Genomic DNA, 15,446 nt, shown 5'->3' with positions numbered 1-15,446 from the left:
GCGGCTCAGGCGGGGTCGACGACGTTGAGCCGGTAGCCCCGCTTGACGACCGTCTTCACGAGGTCGGGAACCCCCAGCGCTTCGCGCAGACGCGCGACGGCCATCTCGACCGCGTGGGTGTTCTCGCCCGACCGGGGGAGCGCCGCCTGCAGACGGGGTCGGGAGACGACGCCGCCCTGGGCGTCGAACAGCGTGGCGACGATGTCGGTGGCGCTGCGCGAGAGCGGGATGTGACGGCCCTCCAGCACGATGCCGGTGCTGCGCAGTTCGAGCCGGCCGGCCGACGTGGGAAGCGACGCCGCGCCACCGCCGCCGAAATGCGTCACGACGGCACGCACGAGTGAGCCGAGGCGTCCGCGCTCGGCGATCAGGGGATCGAGACCGGCCTCGCGCAGCGGGCCCGCCGTGATGGGGCCCACCGCGGCCATCAGCACCCGGCGCTCCGCCTCGCGCTCGACGATCGCCTCGAGCACGCCCTCCTGGCGTGCGGCCGTGACCCACTCCGCGGCGCCCGGAGCGGAGGTGAACAGCACGGCGTCGACCTCGCCCGCCGCGGCCGCGACGACCGAGCGCGCGACGGCCGCGGGATCCGGCGGCGGGCCCCAGCGGTAGACCGTGAGGCTCACGACGTCGGCGCCCGCGCGCGTGAACAGCTCGTCGAGGCCGTCGGCGCCCGAGCCGTGGTGCTGCACGGCGACGCGCCTGCCGGCGACTCCCTCGGCGAGGAGGAACTCGCCCAGCTCGACGGATGTCTCGGACTCGGCGACCCAGTCGGCCGTGAGTCCCGCCTGCTGGATCGCGCCGCGCGCCTTGGGGCCGCGCGCGACGATCTGCGCGCGGCTGAGCGCCGCGTGGAGGTCGTCGAGGAGCCCCGCTTCGTCGGCCGCCTCCATCCACCCCCGGAAGCCCACGCCGGTCGTCGCGACCACCACATCGGGCTGACGCGCGATGAGCTCGCGCGTCGCCGCGATCAGGGCGTCGTCGTCGATGTGCGGCACGATCGTGAGCGCCGGCGCGTGGCGGACCTGTGCGCCGTGACGTTCGAGGGCAGCGGTGAGCTCCGACGACCGACGGTCGACGGCGATCACGATCGTGCAGCCCTCGAGCGCGGCCGACAGGGTGGGGCGAGTGGTGGAGCTCAACGGACGGTGTCACCTGCCAGCTGGTGTTCGGGCTGCAGCAGCCCGGCACGGGCCACGTCGCCCACGACGATGACGGCGGGGTTTCGCACACCGGCACGGCCGGCATCCACCACCACCGTGGCCAGCGTACTGCGCGTCGTGCGCTGATCGCGGTGATGGCCGCGCTCGACGATCGCGACCGGGCGGTCGGCCGGCACACCGGCGTGCAGCGCGTCGGAGACGATGCGGGGCAGCGCGCCGACGCCCATCAGGATCACGGTCGTCACGCTGTCGTCGCGGAGAGCGGCGAGCGTCGCGTCGGTGACCTCCGACGGGCCGTTGACGATGTGGACGGCGCCGGCGACACCGCGATGGGTGACCGGGATGCCGGCTGCCTGCGGCACCGCGATGGCGCTCGAGATGCCGGGCACCACGTCGACCGGGATGCCGGCAGCCAGGCAGGCGGCGACCTCTTCGCCGCCGCGGCCGAAGACGAACGGATCGCCGCCCTTGAGGCGCACCACGCGCTTGCCGTCCTGTGCGCGGGCGACCAGGAGGTCGTTGATCGCCTCCTGCGGCACGGGATGGTGTCCCGGGTGCTTGCCGACGTCGATGACCTCGACGTCGGGCCCGACGTGGTCACGGATGTCGGTCGGACCCAGCCGGTCCATCACGACGACGTCCGCGCGCTGCAGCAGACGCCACGCGCGCAAGGTCAGCAGGTCGATCGGACCCGGACCGCCGCCGATCAGGTCGACGCGGCCGACCGTGTTCTCCACCCGGCCGGTCATCGCTCTCCCTCCCAGCGGACGAGGACGTGCCCGTCGTCCACGGCGACAGGCCACACGTGCAGGCTGAGGGGCTCCTTGCCCTGGGTGTCGAGACAGACACCCGTCCGCAGGTCGAAGACCTGCTTGTACATGGGGGATGCCACGGTGGGGACGTCCTGCCGTGTTCCGACGATGCCGCGCGAGATGACGTGCGCATGACTGTACGGGTCGAGGTTCGACACCGCGTGGACGCGGCCGCCCGACCCGTCCGGTCCGTGGAGCAGGAACAGCGCGATCTGGGTGCCCCCCAGGAGAGCGGCGCGGCCGCGCTCCACCTCGAGGTCGTCGAGGGCGCACACGCGTACCCAGCCGTCGGGAGCGGTGTACTCGGCCGTCTGCGGGTCGACGAGGGTCATCGGCGCACCTCCAGGGTCGTTCCGGCGATGAGCACGCGCGAATCGGCGCGCTCGTCCTCGGTCGCAGGTCGTGGCTGTCCGCGCTCGGCGGTGTACGCGAGCGAGGGGTCGGGAGTCGTGGGCGCGTTCACGAATGACGCGAAGCGACGCAGCTTCTCGGGGTCCTCGAGTGTGGCCTTCCACTCGTCCTCGTAGGAGTCCACGTGCGCGGCCATGGCGGCGTCGAGGTCGGCGCAGATGCCCAGGCTGTCGTCGAAGATCACCGCACGGAGCCCCTCGATGCCGCCGTCCAGGTCCTCGAACCACGGCGCCGTCCGCTGCAGCCGATCGGCGGTGAAGATGTAGTACATCAGGAACCGGTCGATCGCGGTGAGGAGCTCTTCGTCGCTGAGCCCTTCGGCCAGCAGCACCGCATGGCGGGGCGTGAAGCCGCCGTTGCCGCCGACGTACATGTTCCAGCCCGCCTCGGTCGCGATGACCCCGACGTCCTTGCCGCGCGCCTCGGCGCACTCGCGAGCGCAGCCCGAGACGCCGAGCTTGATCTTGTGCGGCGAGCGCAGGCCGCGGTAGCGCAGCTCGAGCTGCACCGCCATGCCGACGGAGTCCTGCACGCCATACCGGCACCAGGTGGATCCGACGCACGACTTCACGGTGCGCAGCGACTTGCCGTAGGCATGGCCCGACTCGAAGCCGGCCTCGACGAGGCGCTGCCAGATGTCGGGCAGCTGCTCGAGGCGGGCGCCGAACATGTCGATGCGCTGCCCGCCGGTGATCTTCGTGTAGAGCCCGAAGTCCTGGGCGACCTTGCCGATCACGACGAGTCCCTCGGGCGTGATCTCCCCGCCCGGGATGCGGGGGACCACCGAGTAGCTGCCGTCCTTCTGCAGGTTGGCCATCACGTGATCGTTGGTGTCCTGCAGCGTCGCGTTCTCGCCGTCGAGGACATGTCCGCGCACCAGCGTCGAGAGGATGCTCGCCAGCGCCGGCTTGCAGATGTCGCAGCCGCGGCCGGTGCCGAACCGCTCGATCACGGCGCTGAAGGTGGTCAGTCCCGACACGCGGACCGCGTCGAACAGCTGCCGGCGCGACATGTCGAAGTGCTCGCAGATCGCGTTGCTGAGCGCCGCACCCGTCTTGGCGAGCTCTGTGCCGACGATCTTCTTGATCATCATCACGCACGAGCCGCAGGCGGCTCCCGCCTTGGTGCACGCCTTGACGCCCGCGACGTCGGTGCAGCCCTCGTCGTGGACGGCACCGCGGATACGGCCTGCGGTGACGCTGTTGCACGAGCACACGAGCGCCTCGTCGGGGAGATCCCCGGCCGGGGCCGCGACTCCGCCCTCCGGCATGAGGTAGGCCGCCGGGTCGCCGCCGAGCGCCCCACCCACGAGCGGGCGCAGCGATCCATAGGCCGAGGCGTCGCCGACCAGGATGCCGCCGAGGAGCGTCTGCGCGTCGTCCGAGAGCACGAGCTTCTTGTAGACGCCCGCCACGGGATCGGCGTACGTGACGTCGAGCGCGCCCGGGGTCTCGGCGAAGGCGTCGCCGAAGCTCGCCACGTCGACACCGGAGAGCTTGAGCTTGGTCGAGAGATCGTAGCCCGGGAAGGATGCCTCACCCCCGAGCAGACGCGTCGCGGCGACCTCGGCCATCGCGTAGCCGGGGGCCACCAGGCCCACGCACATCCCGTCGAAGTTGGCGACCTCGCCGATCGCGAGCACCCGCGGGTCGGACGTCTGGCAGCCGTCGTCGATCAGCACGCCGCCGCGATCGTGCACATCCAGGCCCGCCGCGCGGGCGAGCTCGTCGCGTGGCCGCACGCCCACCGTGAACACCACCACGTCGGTGCGTGCATAGGAGCCGTCGCGGAACTCGAGGCCGGTCACCTGCCCCGACCGGTCGGGGTCCAGGCGGGTGGTGACGGTCTCGGTCTTCACAGCGATGCCGCGCGACTCGATGAGCCGCCGCAGGGCGTTGCCCGCCGGAAGATCCAGCTGCGCCGACATCAGTCGGTCGGAGGACTGCACCACCGTGCAGGCGACGTCGAGACCCTGAAGGGCGCCCGCCGCCTCGAGGCCGAGCAGGCCGCCGCCGATCACCGTGCCGACGAGCGGACGGCCCAGCTCGGCCGAACGCCGCTGCACGAACTCCTCGAGCTTCTCGACATCGTCGAGGGTGCGGTAGACGAAGCAGCCCTCGAGGCCGAAGCCGTCCACGGCCAGGCGGGCGGCGTAGGAGCCGGTCGCGAGGACGAGCCGGTCGTAGGCGACGCTCGTGCCGCTGCGCATCGTCACGCGGCGCGCCGAGCGGTCGATGCGGGTGACGGCGTCGCCTGGCACGAATCGCACGCGGCTGTCGTCGAGCACCGCGCGCTCGAGCTCGAGATCCTCGGCGGATGCGCCGGCGAAGAATCCGGTCAGCCCCACCCGGTCATAGGGGTGACGCTCCTCCTCGCCGATCAGCGTGATGCGCCACTGCTCGCCGGCCCGGCTCAGCAGGCTCTCGACGAAACGATGCGCGACCATGCCCGCGCCGACGACCACCACATGGGTGCCGAGGGCGGGCATCTCGCTCATGTCGTCACCGTACGCGGGTGATGTTGCGGCAGCGTCAGCGTCATGTTTCCGGCTGTCGACGCGGTCCCGGTGGGCCATGGCTCCTCCTCAGGGGGGAAGGTCTCGGTGACGGCGACGCTACGAGCGTGGTGTTTCACCCCCCGACCATCCGCCGTTACCCCGAGCGAACTTTTCTCTCACAGCCCCCCGCGCCGCGGTGTGAGAACCGGTCAGACCGTGGGCATATCGTTCCGGTGCCCCGCGCGCCACCCCGCGTCGCCGTTCGCCCTCGTTCGCTAGGGTGAAGGACCCGTCGAATGGAGGTCGCATGCAGGTCTGGCCAGGTTCCCCGTACCCATTGGGGGCGACGTTCGACGGCAGCGGCACGAACTTCGCCCTGTTCAGCGAGGGCGCCGAACGCGTGGAGCTCTGCCTCTTCGACGACGACGGCACCGAGACGCGCGTCGATCTCGTCGATGTCGACGCGTTCGTCCACCACGGCTACCTGCCCACGATCCAGCCGGGGCAGCGCTACGGATATCGGGTCCACGGCGAATACGACCCCGCCCGCGGCAAGCGGTTCAACGCCAGCAAGCTGGTGCTCGACCCGTACGCGAAGGCCGTCGAGGGACAGGTGCAGTGGGGGCAGCCGGTGTTCGGCTACGACTTCGGGGAGCCCGACTCGCGCAACGATGAGGATTCCGCGTCCCACCAGATGCTGGGTGTCGTCGTGAACCCGTACTTCGACTGGAGTGGCGACCGCCTGCCCAAGACCCCGTACGCGGAATCCTTCATCTACGAGGCCCACGTGCGGGGACTGACGAAGCTCCATCCCGCCATCCCCGATGAGATCCGCGGCACCTACAGCGCGATCGCCCATCCCGCGATCATCGAGCATCTCGAGAAGCTGGGCGTGACGGCGATCGAGCTCATGCCGGTGCACCAGTTCGTCAACGACTCGGGTCTCGAGGAGAAGGGCCTCGCGAACTACTGGGGCTACAACACCATCGCCTTCTTCGCCCCGCAGAACACCTACTCCTCGAGCGGGCAGCGCGGCCAGCAGGTGCAGGAGTTCAAGGCGATGGTCAAGACCCTGCACGCGGCCGGCATCGAGGTGATCCTCGATGTGGTCTACAACCACACCGCTGAGGGCAGCCATCTCGGTCCGACCCTGTCGATGCGCGGCATCGACAACGAGGCGTACTACCGGCTCGAGGATGACGACAAGCGCTACTACACCGACTACACCGGTACCGGCAACAGCCTGAACGTCGGCAACCCGCACACGCTGCAGCTCATCATGGATTCGCTCCGGTACTGGGTGCTCGAGATGCACGTGGACGGCTTCCGCTTCGATCTGGCCTCGACGCTCGCGCGGGAGTTCTACGAGGTGGACCGCCTTGCCGCCTTCTTCGAACTGGTGCAGCAGGACCCGGTGGTCTCGCAGGTGAAGCTGATCGCGGAGCCCTGGGATGTGGGGCCGGGAGGCTATCAGGTCGGCAACTTCCCGCCGCAGTGGACGGAGTGGAACGGCCAGTACCGCGACACGGTGCGCGACTTCTGGCGGGGCGAGCCGGCGACCCTCGGCGAGTTCGCGTCGCGGCTCACCGGTTCGGCGGACCTCTACGAGCACTCGGGGCGCCGGCCCGTGGCATCCATCAATTTCGTCACCGCTCACGACGGCTTCACGCTGCGCGATCTCGTGTCGTACAACGAGAAGCACAACGAGGCCAACGGCGAAGACAACCGGGACGGGGCCGACGACAACCGCTCCTGGAACTGCGGCGTCGAGGGACCGACGGACGATCCGGACGTGCTGGCGCTGCGCGCCCGCCAGCAGCGCAACTTCATCGCCACGCTGCTGCTGTCGCAGGGCGTTCCGATGCTGCTGCACGGCGACGAGCTCGGCCGCACCCAGGGCGGGAACAACAACGGCTACGCACAGGACAACGAGGTCACCTGGGTCGACTGGTCGGCACCGGATCAGCCGCTTCTGGAGTTCACCGCAGCACTGGCCCGGCTGCGCCGCGAGCACCCGACATTCCGCCGTCGGCGCTTCTTCGACGGCCGCCCGGTGCGCCGCGAAGAGGGCGCACCGATCCCCGACATCGCGTGGGCGCGTCCGGACGGATCGCAGATGCAGCCCGAGGACTGGGACTCCGGATTCGGGCGCGCCGTCGCCGTGTTCCTCAACGGCGACGGCATCCGCGAGCGCGACCGCCGGGGCGAGCCGATCACGGATGCCCATTTCATCGTGCTGTTCAACGCCGGAGACGGCGCGGTGGACTTCCTCATCCCCGCCGTGGAGTTCAGCCCGGAGTGGGACGTCATCGTCGACACCGCGGGGGTACATGCCGACAGCGACCCGATCGAGCCCGGTTCCACGCTGTCGGTGCCCGGCCGGTCTCTGATGGTGCTGCGCGAGCACGAACTTCCCGAAGGGCCGGTCGACCACTCGGTCGCCGCGTCGCTCGCGGCCGCGGTCCCCGTCGGAATCGACGATGTGCCCGGAGCCGCGCCGCCCGCAGAGCTGCGCCACTGAGGGAGGAAGAGCCATGCCCGGCACGAGTCCCGTCTCCACGTACCGTCTGCAGATCCGCCCCTCCTTCACGCTCGACGACGCCGTTGCGCTCCGCGGCTACCTGCGCTCGCTCGGCGTCGACTGGGTGTATCTCTCGCCCCTGCTGACCGCGGCCACGGGCTCCGACCACGGCTACGACGTCGTGGATCCGACCACCGTGGACCCGGCTCGTGGCGGCAGGGCGGCGCTCGAGCGCGCCTCCCGCGGCTTCCACGAGGAGGGGCTCGGCATCCTGGTCGATATCGTGCCGAACCACCTCGGCGTAGCGCGCGCCGACGAGAACCCGTGGTGGTGGGATCTGCTGGCTCATGGGCGGGGTTCGCGGTGGGCTCGTGCCTTCGACATCGACTGGGACTTCGGCGGCGGCAAGGTGCGGCTGCCGGTCCTCGGCGAGGACATCGCGCAGGCGGCGGCGACCGGCGCATTGCGCATCGACGGGGGTGAGCTCCGGTACTACGAGCACCGCTTCCCGCTCGCGCCCGGGAGCGCGCCGTCCGAACACGAGGACGTCCTCGCCGTGCATGCCCGCCAGCATTACGAGCTGATGTCGTGGCGGCGGGAGGCCTACGACCTGAACTACCGCCGGTTCTTCGGCGTCTCGAGCCTCGCGGCGGTCCGCGTGGAAGACCCGGCGGTCTTCGAGGCGAGCCACGGCGAGATCGGCCGCTGGTTCGCCGACGGCATCGTCGACGGCCTGCGGGTGGATCACCCCGACGGACTGCAGGCCCCGGTGGAGTATCTGGAGCGCCTGGATGCGCTGACCGGAGGCGCGTACACCGTGGTCGAGAAGATCCTCGAGCACGGTGAGAGCCTGCCGCAGTTCTTCGCGGCCGACGGCACGACCGGGTACGAGGTTCTGGCCACCATCGACCGCGTCCTGATCGATCCCGCCGGCGAGGCCGAGCTCGATGCGCTCGACGCCCGGTTGCGCGTCCGCTCCGGCCTCCCCGCGACGCTGGCGTGGCCCGAGGTCATCGCCGGCACCAAGCGTGCGATCGGCGAAGGGATCCTGCGCTCGGAGGTGCGCCGGCTCACCCGTGACCTCGGCGCGCCCGACCACGCTGCGACGGAGGACGCGGTCGTCGAGCTTCTCGCGCGCTTCCCGGTGTACCGCTCCTATCTGCCGGCCGGACGCGAGCACCTCGACCACGCCGCGGCCGAGGTGCGCGCCCACCGTCCCGACCTCGCGGGAGTGCTCGACACTGTGCTGGCCGCTCTCGCCGAGCCGGGGCATCCCGCCGCCCTCCGGTTCCAGCAGACGAGCGGCATGGTGATGGCGAAGGGCGTGGAGGACACCGCCTTCTACCGGGCGACGCGGCTCGGCACGCTCACCGAGGTCGGTGCGGACCCGTCGGTGTTCGCGCTCTCGGCCGACGGGTTCCACGCCGCGCAGGCTGCTCGGCACGCGGCATGGCCGCACGCGATGACGACCCTGTCGACTCACGACACGAAGCGGGGCGAAGACGTGCGGGCCCGGCTGGCCGTGCTCTCCGAGATCCCCGAGCGGTGGGGCGAGGTGCTGCACGAATTGACGGATGCCGCCTCCACCGGCCACGGACCCTTCGACGCCCTCCTCTGGCAGGCGATCGTGGGTGCGTGGCCCGCATCGCGCGAGCGCCTGCACGCGTATGCCGAGAAAGCCGCCCGCGAGGCGGGCGAAGCCACGACCTGGCTCGAGCCGGATGCCGAGTTCGAGCGTCGCCTGCATGCGACGGTGGACGCGGCCTTCGACGATCCCGCGGTGGCGGCGCGGCTCGAGTCGTTCGTCGCCGAGATCGAGGGCGCCGGATGGTCGAACGCCCTGACGGCGAAGCTGCTGCAGCTGACCGGGCCGGGCGTGCCCGACGTGTACCAGGGGAGCGAGCTGTGGGAGCAGAGCCTGGTCGATCCCGACAATCGCCGTCCCGTCGACTTCGACGAGCGGCGGCGTCTCCTCGAGCGCATCGACGCCGGCGAGCAGCCGATCGTCGATCGGACCGGCGCAGCGAAGCTGCTCGTGACGTCGCGCGCGCTGCGACTGCGTCGCGATCGCCCCGAGCTGTTCACGCGCTACACGCCGATGACGGTGGTCGGCGCGGCGGCCGAGCACGCCATCGCCGTCGATCGCGGCGGCGCCGTGGCCGTGGCGACCCGCCTCCCCGTCGCGCTGGCACGGCGAGGTGAGCGCACCGGATCGCCGTGGGGCGACACGACCCTGCTGCGCCACGCGGGGCCGACCATCGACGTCCTCACCGGGCGGGACTTCACCGGCCACATCCCGCTGGCGGAGCTGCTCGACGTCTATCCGGTCGCGCTGCTCGTCGCGGGAGAGGCGACGTGATCCCGGAGGTCTGGGCGCCTCGGGCGACGACGGTCGCGCTGCGCGCACCTGCCCGCGGCGAAGACACTCCGATGGCCCGCGAGGAGGGCGGCTGGTGGCGCGGCCAGGTGGAGCTGGCCGACGGTGAGGAGTACGGCTTCGTCATCGACGACGCCGTCGTCGCGCGACCCGACCCGCGGTCCCGGCGCCAGCAGCAGGGGGTGCACGAACTCAGCGCCGTCTTCGACCCCGCGGCCCACGAGTGGGCCGACTCCTCATGGACGGGGCGACAGCTCGCCGGCGGGGTCGTCTACGAGCTCCACATCGGCACCTTCACCACCGAGGGAACATTGGATGCCGCCGCCCGGCGCCTCGGGCACCTGGTCGACCTCGGCATCGACTTCGTCGAGCTGCTGCCGGTCAACGCCTTCAACGGCGTCCACAACTGGGGCTACGACGGCGTGCTCTGGTACGCCGTGCACGAGCCGTACGGCGGCCCGGCCGCGTATCAGCGCTTCGTCGACGCCTGTCACGCGGTGGGGCTCGGCGTGATCCAGGACGTCGTCTACAACCACCTCGGCCCGAGCGGGAACTACCTGCCCGAGTTCGGGCCGTACCTCCGTGACGCCGAATCGAACACCTGGGGCTCCTCGGTGGACCTCGACGAGTCCGAAGTGCGGCGCTTCATCGTCGAGAACGCGCAGATGTGGCTGCGCGACTACCACGTCGACGGGCTGCGGCTCGATGCCGTCCATGCGCTGAAGGACAGCGGGCCGGTGCACATCCTGCAGGAGCTGGCGGAATCCGTCGATGCGCTCAGCGCGCACCTGGGCCGGCCGCTCACCCTCATCGCGGAGTCGGATCTCAACGACGCGCGGCTCATCTCGGCGCGCGAGGCCGCCGGCTACGGGCTCACCGCGCAGTGGAACGACGACTATCACCACGCTCTGCACGTCGCGCTGACGGGGGAGACCACCGGGTACTACGCGGACTTCGCCTCGCTGGCCTCGCTGGTGAAGGCTTCCACGCGCGGCTTCTTCCACGACGGGACGTGGTCGTCGTTCCGCGGTCGGGCTCACGGGCACCCCATCGATCCGCGCATCCCCGCCTGGCGGCTCGTGACCTTCTCGCAGGACCACGATCAGATCGGCAACCGGGCCGCGGGCGACCGTCTCTCGCAGACTCTCGACGAGGGCGGAATGGCGATCGCGGCCGTGCTGACGGTGCTGGCGCCGTTCACGCCGATGCTGTTCATGGGCGAGGAATGGGCGGCGTCGACGCCGTGGCAGTTCTTCACGTCGCACCCCGAAGCGGAGCTGGGCGCAGCGACGGCACGCGGGCGCAAGGCCGAGTTCGCACGCATGGGCTGGGACGAGTCGCTCGTGCCCGACCCGCAGGATCCCGAGACGTTCCAGCGATCGAAGCTGCGATGGGACGAGAAGGATGCCGGCATCCACGCCCGCATCCTGGCGCTCTACCGCGATCTTCTCGCGCTGCGGCGCGAACACCCCGAACTCACCGACCCCGACTTCCACGCGCTCACCGCGACTGCCGACGACGTCGGGCGATGGTTCCGGCTGCAGCGCGGAAGCATCGAGATCCTCGTGAACTTCTCGGCCGAGCCCGCGCGCCTGCCGGTGGACGGCTCGCGGCGGGTGCTGCTGTCGACCGATGCGGCCGCGTCTTCGGACGACGGCTTCGTGGCGCTGCCGCCGCGCTCAGCGGTGGTCGTCGCGTCCTCCGCGGACTGAGCTCAGCGGACGCCGAGGAACGAGCGGTCCGAGAGGATGATCGGGCCGTCCTCGGTGATCGCGACGGTGTGCTCGGAGTGGGCGCCGCGTGACCCGTCGGCCGAACGGAGCGTCCAGCCGTCGGGGTCGGTCACGAGCTGGTCGGTGGTCTGAAGGAACCAGGGCTCGAGTGCGAGCACGAGCCCTGCCCGCAGCGGATAGCCGCGCCCGGGCTTCCCGTCGTTGGCGACGTGCGGGTCGCCGTGCATCTCCCGGCCCACGCCGTGTCCGCCGAAGTCCGTGTTGATCGAGTAGCCGTCGCCATGGGCGACGGCGGCGATCGCGGCGGAGATGTCGCCGATGCGGTTGCCCACCGTGGCGGCCGCGATCGCGGCATCCAGCGCCCGCTCGGTCGTGTCGATCAGCGCGAGGTCCTCGTCGCGCGGTGTGCCCACCACGAACGAGACGGCGGAGTCGGCGACCCAGCCGTCGATCGACACGGCGAAGTCGAGCGACACCAGATCTCCGTCGCGGAGGGCGTAGTCGAAGGGGAGGCCGTGCAGCACGGCGTCGTTCACCGAGGTGCAGATCACCTTGCCGAACGGGCTGGCGCCGAACGACGGGTGATAGTCGATATAGCAGGACTCCGCGCCCGCCCGGCGGATCAGCTCGTGTGCGCGACGATCGATCGCCAGGAGGTTGGTGCCGACCTTGGTCTCGTCGCGCAGCGTCGCGAGCGTCTCGGCGACGAATCGCCCGGCGGGCTTCATCGCCTCGATCTCGGCAGGTGTGCGCAACTCGATCATGTGGAGTTTCCTCTCGTTCCCCGTCCATTCTGTCGGACGCGGCGGCTCGGGGCTGGGAGGATGCCCCGTGGCCCGCACATGCGTGCCACCACCCGTCTCCGCGGCGTACCATCGGAGGCATGTGGCTGCGTCGCGCGTTCTTCGGCTGGCTCATCCCGGCGGCCTTCCTGCTGCCGCTCTGGCTCTTCGTCGGATGGGCCGTCTTCAATGCCGGCGGGTGGGCGTTCCTCTGGGTGCTGTTCCTCGCGATCCCCGGCGTGTTCGTCTGGCAGCTGATCCTCACGCTGCTGGTGCGGGCGCGCGGCACTGTTCGCGCGCACCGCGCGGTCTCGTGGTGGGACGTCCTCGGGTTCACCGTGTGGCACGGTCTGGTCATCTCCCTCGGCTTCTTCGCCGAGGCCTGGTGGGCGCCCGTGATGGTCGTGACGATCCTCGCCGGAGTCGGGCTGTTCTGGCTCGAGCTCTGGCAGCTGTGGAGTGAGGCGCGGCCCTCGAGGATCGTGCTGCGCACGTCGGACGGGCTGGCCTACATCCCCGCGCAGGCGGAGGCTCCGGAGGCCGCGGAGCGCGAGGTCATCGTCATCACCGAGAAGCAGACGCCGCCGTCGAGCTGACGTGTTTTGGCCGGGTGCGGCATCCATGGCAGAATGGATGTTTGTGCCCTGACCGGTTCTGCCTCAGGGGAATCAGCTGTACGGCGTCACGCCGGAGGCCTGCGGCACTTCACATCCTTCTACAACCCTTCCCGCGGTCGACCTGTGGCGGCCGCAGAGAGAGACGATCATGCAGATCCTCGACGCCGTCGATGCGGCTTCACTCCGCTCCGACATCCCCGACTTCAACGCCGGCGACACCGTGAAGGTGCACGTCAACATCACCGAGGGCAACCGCTCGCGAATCCAGGTCTTCCAGGGCGTCGTCATCGGCCGCTCGGGCGACGGCGTGCGCGAGACCTTCACGGTCCGCAAGATCAGCTTCCAGGTCGGCGTCGAGCGCACCTTCCCGGTGCACTCCCCGGTCATCGACCACATCGAGGTCGTGACCCGCGGTGACGTGCGTCGCGCGAAGCTCTACTACCTGCGCAACCTCCGTGGCAAGAAGGCCAAGATCAAGGAGAAGCGCGGCTGACGCCCGCTGCCCTCAGCGCTTTCTCGAAGCTCCGGACGCTCTGGCGTCCGGGGCTTCGTCCGTTCTCCGTGCGGGCCGGAATGTGCGACCCTTGAAGACGGGTCGCCGCGACCGCCGGCATCCGCGAAGGAACTCCATGACGACCGAGAAGTCGGCTCCCGCCGAGCCGGCGCCCGGGCCCCAGCCTGAGGCGACCATTCAGCCGCGTCGTCGGGGCTGGCTCGTGTTCCTGCGCGACGTGATCGTGATCATCCTGATCGCCGTGCTCGTCTCGCTCGTGGTGAAGACCTTCCTCGTCCGGTCGTTCTACATCCCCTCCGGTTCGATGGAGGACACCCTCCACATCAAGGACCGGATCCTCGTCGACGAGATCACCCCCCGCTTCGGCGGATACGACCGCGGCGACATCGTGGTCTTCCAGGATCCCGGCGGGTGGCTGCCGCCGAGCAGCGAGCCCGCGCGGCCGCCGATCGTCGAGGGCGTCGAATGGGTGCTGTCCCTCGTCGGGCTCGCCGCGCCCGACAGCGACGATCACCTCGTCAAGCGGATCGTCGGGCTCCCCGGCGACCACGTCGTCTGCTGCAACGCCCTCGGCCAGATCACCGTGAACGATGTGCCGATCGACGAGACCGCCTACATCAAACTCCCGCCCGGGGAGTCCGCGGCGTCCGGCGATGCGTTCGACGTCGTGGTACCCGACGGCAGTCTCTGGGTGCTCGGCGACAACCGCTACCGCTCGAAGGACTCGCGGTACAACACCGACCAGCCCGGCAAGGGCTTCGTCCCCCTCGACAACCTCGTCGGGCGCGCGTTCCTCGTGACGTGGCCGTTCGATCGGTTCGGGCTGCTCGACTTCCATCACGACGTGTTCGCCGCTGTCCCCGATCCTGAGCCGGAGGGCGGCGAGCAGTGACCGTCGCCGAGCCTCGGCTCACCCTCGAGCGCCGTCTCCTGCGGGAGCACACGCTCGTGATCGCGTGCGACGAGGTCGGCCGGGGTGCATTGGCCGGGCCGGTCGCCGTGGGCGCCGCCGTGGTGGACGCTCCGCGCTCGCGCAAGCGCATCCCTCAGGGACTGCGCGATTCGAAGCTCGTGCCCGAGCCGAAACGCGCAGACGTCGCCGCCCGGGCGGCCTCGTGGGTCGCAGCGAGCGCCGTGGGCTGGGCGAGCTCCGAGGAGATCGACGAGATCGGCATCATGCGCGCCCTCGGTCTGGCGGCGATCCGCGCGATCGCCGATCTCCGCGCCCACGGGATCGTGCCCGAGGAAGCGATCGTGATCCTCGACGGCAACTACGACTACATCCGCCCCGCCGGCGCGTGGGGGCTGACCGTGCAACCGGTCATCAAGGCCGACCGCGACTGCGCATCGGCGGCTGCGGCATCCGTCATCGCCAAGGTCGCGCGCGACCGGCTCATGACCGAACTGCACGACGAGTTGCCGGCGTACGAGTGGGCGCGCAACAAGGGGTACGCGAGCCCCGATCATCGCGAGGCCATCCGCATGCACGGCATCAGCCGGCACCACCGCGCGTCGTGGTCGATCGCCGACGCACCGACGCTCTTCTAGCGTTCGCCACACGCGGACCCGGATCGCCGCGCCTGTCCGCGCCCATAGGATGGAACCACCATGGATGACGAGGTCTTCGAAGACTACGACCGCGAACTCGAGCTCGCGCTGTACCGCGAGTACCGCGATGTCGTCTCGCAGTTCCAGTACGTGATCGAGACGGAACGGCGCTTCTACCTCGCGAACGAGGTGAACGTCGTGCGCCGCGACACCGAGCACGACTTCTACTTCGAGATCTCCATGACGGACGTCTGGGTGTGGGACATCTATCGTGCCGACCGCTTCGTGAAGGCGGTGCGGGTGCTCACCTTCAAGGACGTCAACGTCGAGGAGCTGTCGCGCCGCGACTTCCACCTTCCGGAAGAGCTGTCGCTCGACACCTGAGCCACCGGCTCCTCCCCAAGCACCGCGATTCAGTGACTCGTCTCGAGTTCTGAACGGATGCCGCGGCCGCGCGTCCGCGCGCGTATC

The 15,446-nt window shown here is 70.3% G+C and carries 13 protein-coding genes; 8 read left to right on the top strand and 5 right to left on the bottom strand.

From position 1 onward, the window contains the following. Positions 1-5: 5 nt before the first annotated feature. From ABG085_RS10755 to nirB, 4 genes are read right to left on the bottom strand one after another with little or no spacing between them, the layout of a single operon-like run. Positions 6-1,142 (bottom strand): uroporphyrinogen-III synthase, encoded by a 1,137-nt coding sequence (locus ABG085_RS10755; protein WP_347975739.1) that lies wholly within the window; start codon positions 1,140-1,142, stop codon positions 6-8. Next, a complete protein-coding gene (gene cobA, locus ABG085_RS10750; protein WP_347975738.1) occupies positions 1,139-1,912 on the bottom strand; it encodes a uroporphyrinogen-III C-methyltransferase in 774 nt (257 codons plus the stop codon). The genes ABG085_RS10755 and cobA overlap by 4 nt, the downstream gene beginning before the upstream one ends. Then, complete coding sequence (gene nirD, locus ABG085_RS10745) at positions 1,909-2,307, bottom strand: nitrite reductase small subunit NirD (protein WP_347975737.1); 399 nt, start codon at positions 2,305-2,307, stop codon at positions 1,909-1,911. The genes cobA and nirD overlap by 4 nt, the downstream gene beginning before the upstream one ends. Next, positions 2,304-4,883, bottom strand: a complete 2,580-nt coding sequence (gene nirB / locus ABG085_RS10740; RefSeq protein ID WP_347975736.1) for a nitrite reductase large subunit NirB — start codon at positions 4,881-4,883, stop codon at positions 2,304-2,306. Before nirB ends, nirD begins: the two co-directional genes overlap by 4 nt. Positions 4,884-5,190: 307 nt before the next feature. Between nirB and glgX the strand changes: the two genes are divergently transcribed. From glgX to treZ, 3 genes are read left to right on the top strand one after another with little or no spacing between them, the layout of a single operon-like run. Further along, positions 5,191-7,404 carry a glycogen debranching protein GlgX gene (gene glgX / locus ABG085_RS10735; protein WP_347975735.1) on the top strand — a complete coding sequence of 738 codons (2,214 nt, stop codon included), beginning with the start codon at positions 5,191-5,193 and terminating at the stop codon, positions 7,402-7,404. Between the two features lie 13 nt (positions 7,405-7,417). Next, on the top strand, positions 7,418-9,763 hold the full coding sequence (gene treY, locus ABG085_RS10730) for a malto-oligosyltrehalose synthase (RefSeq protein WP_347975734.1): 2,346 nt from the start codon (positions 7,418-7,420) through the stop codon (positions 9,761-9,763). Continuing rightward, on the top strand, positions 9,760-11,493 hold the full coding sequence (gene treZ / locus ABG085_RS10725; protein ID WP_347975733.1) for a malto-oligosyltrehalose trehalohydrolase: 1,734 nt from the start codon (positions 9,760-9,762) through the stop codon (positions 11,491-11,493). Before treY ends, treZ begins: the two co-directional genes overlap by 4 nt. A 2-nt stretch (positions 11,494-11,495) precedes the next feature. Here the strand turns inward: treZ and map are convergent, their stop codons facing one another. Next, positions 11,496-12,278, bottom strand: a complete 783-nt coding sequence (gene map / locus ABG085_RS10720; RefSeq protein ID WP_347975732.1) for a type I methionyl aminopeptidase — start codon at positions 12,276-12,278, stop codon at positions 11,496-11,498. A 119-nt stretch (positions 12,279-12,397) separates the two neighbouring features. Between map and ABG085_RS10715 the strand changes: the two genes are divergently transcribed. The 5 genes from ABG085_RS10715 (at position 12,398) to ABG085_RS10695 (ending at position 15,359) form a co-directional block, all read left to right on the top strand. After that, a complete protein-coding gene (locus tag ABG085_RS10715; RefSeq protein WP_347975731.1) occupies positions 12,398-12,892 on the top strand; it encodes an MFS transporter permease in 495 nt (164 codons plus the stop codon). Between the two features lie 169 nt (positions 12,893-13,061). Then, positions 13,062-13,406, top strand: a complete 345-nt coding sequence (gene rplS / locus ABG085_RS10710) for a 50S ribosomal protein L19 (RefSeq protein WP_163617534.1) — start codon at positions 13,062-13,064, stop codon at positions 13,404-13,406. A gap of 136 nt (positions 13,407-13,542) precedes the next feature. Further along, on the top strand, positions 13,543-14,319 hold the full coding sequence (gene lepB, locus ABG085_RS10705; protein ID WP_347975730.1) for a signal peptidase I: 777 nt from the start codon (positions 13,543-13,545) through the stop codon (positions 14,317-14,319). After that, positions 14,316-14,975 (top strand): ribonuclease HII, encoded by a 660-nt coding sequence (locus ABG085_RS10700; protein WP_347975729.1) that lies wholly within the window; start codon positions 14,316-14,318, stop codon positions 14,973-14,975. Before lepB ends, ABG085_RS10700 begins: the two co-directional genes overlap by 4 nt. A 60-nt stretch (positions 14,976-15,035) precedes the next feature. Beyond that, positions 15,036-15,359, top strand: coding sequence for a DUF2469 family protein (locus ABG085_RS10695; RefSeq protein ID WP_163617337.1), 324 nt, complete (start codon positions 15,036-15,038; stop codon positions 15,357-15,359). Positions 15,360-15,446: the final 87 nt, after the last annotated feature.

Source organism: Microbacterium sp. ProA8 (genome assembly GCF_039905635.1).
GTDB classification, from domain to species: domain Bacteria; phylum Actinomycetota; class Actinomycetes; order Actinomycetales; family Microbacteriaceae; genus Microbacterium; species Microbacterium chionoecetis.
Note: the sequence above shows the minus strand (reverse complement) of the source record. Positions and strands in the feature narration are given on the sequence as shown.

What these genes read in the sequence shown, in the direction of transcription:
- cobA (WP_347975738.1), bottom strand. Translation starts at nt 1,912, where the DNA reads ATGACCGGCCGGGTGGAGAACACGGTCGGCCGCGTCGACCTGATCGGC.
- nirD (WP_347975737.1), bottom strand. Translation starts at nt 2,307, where the DNA reads ATGACCCTCGTCGACCCGCAGACGGCCGAGTACACCGCTCCCGACGGC.
- nirB (WP_347975736.1), bottom strand. Translation starts at nt 4,883, where the DNA reads ATGAGCGAGATGCCCGCCCTCGGCACCCATGTGGTGGTCGTCGGCGCG.
- glgX (WP_347975735.1), top strand. Translation starts at nt 5,191, where the DNA reads ATGCAGGTCTGGCCAGGTTCCCCGTACCCATTGGGGGCGACGTTCGAC.
- treY (WP_347975734.1), top strand. Translation starts at nt 7,418, where the DNA reads ATGCCCGGCACGAGTCCCGTCTCCACGTACCGTCTGCAGATCCGCCCC.
- map (WP_347975732.1), bottom strand. Translation starts at nt 12,278, where the DNA reads ATGATCGAGTTGCGCACACCTGCCGAGATCGAGGCGATGAAGCCCGCC.
- ABG085_RS10715 (WP_347975731.1), top strand. Translation starts at nt 12,398, where the DNA reads ATGTGGCTGCGTCGCGCGTTCTTCGGCTGGCTCATCCCGGCGGCCTTC.
- rplS (WP_163617534.1), top strand. Translation starts at nt 13,062, where the DNA reads ATGCAGATCCTCGACGCCGTCGATGCGGCTTCACTCCGCTCCGACATC.
- lepB (WP_347975730.1), top strand. Translation starts at nt 13,543, where the DNA reads ATGACGACCGAGAAGTCGGCTCCCGCCGAGCCGGCGCCCGGGCCCCAG.
- ABG085_RS10695 (WP_163617337.1), top strand. Translation starts at nt 15,036, where the DNA reads ATGGATGACGAGGTCTTCGAAGACTACGACCGCGAACTCGAGCTCGCG.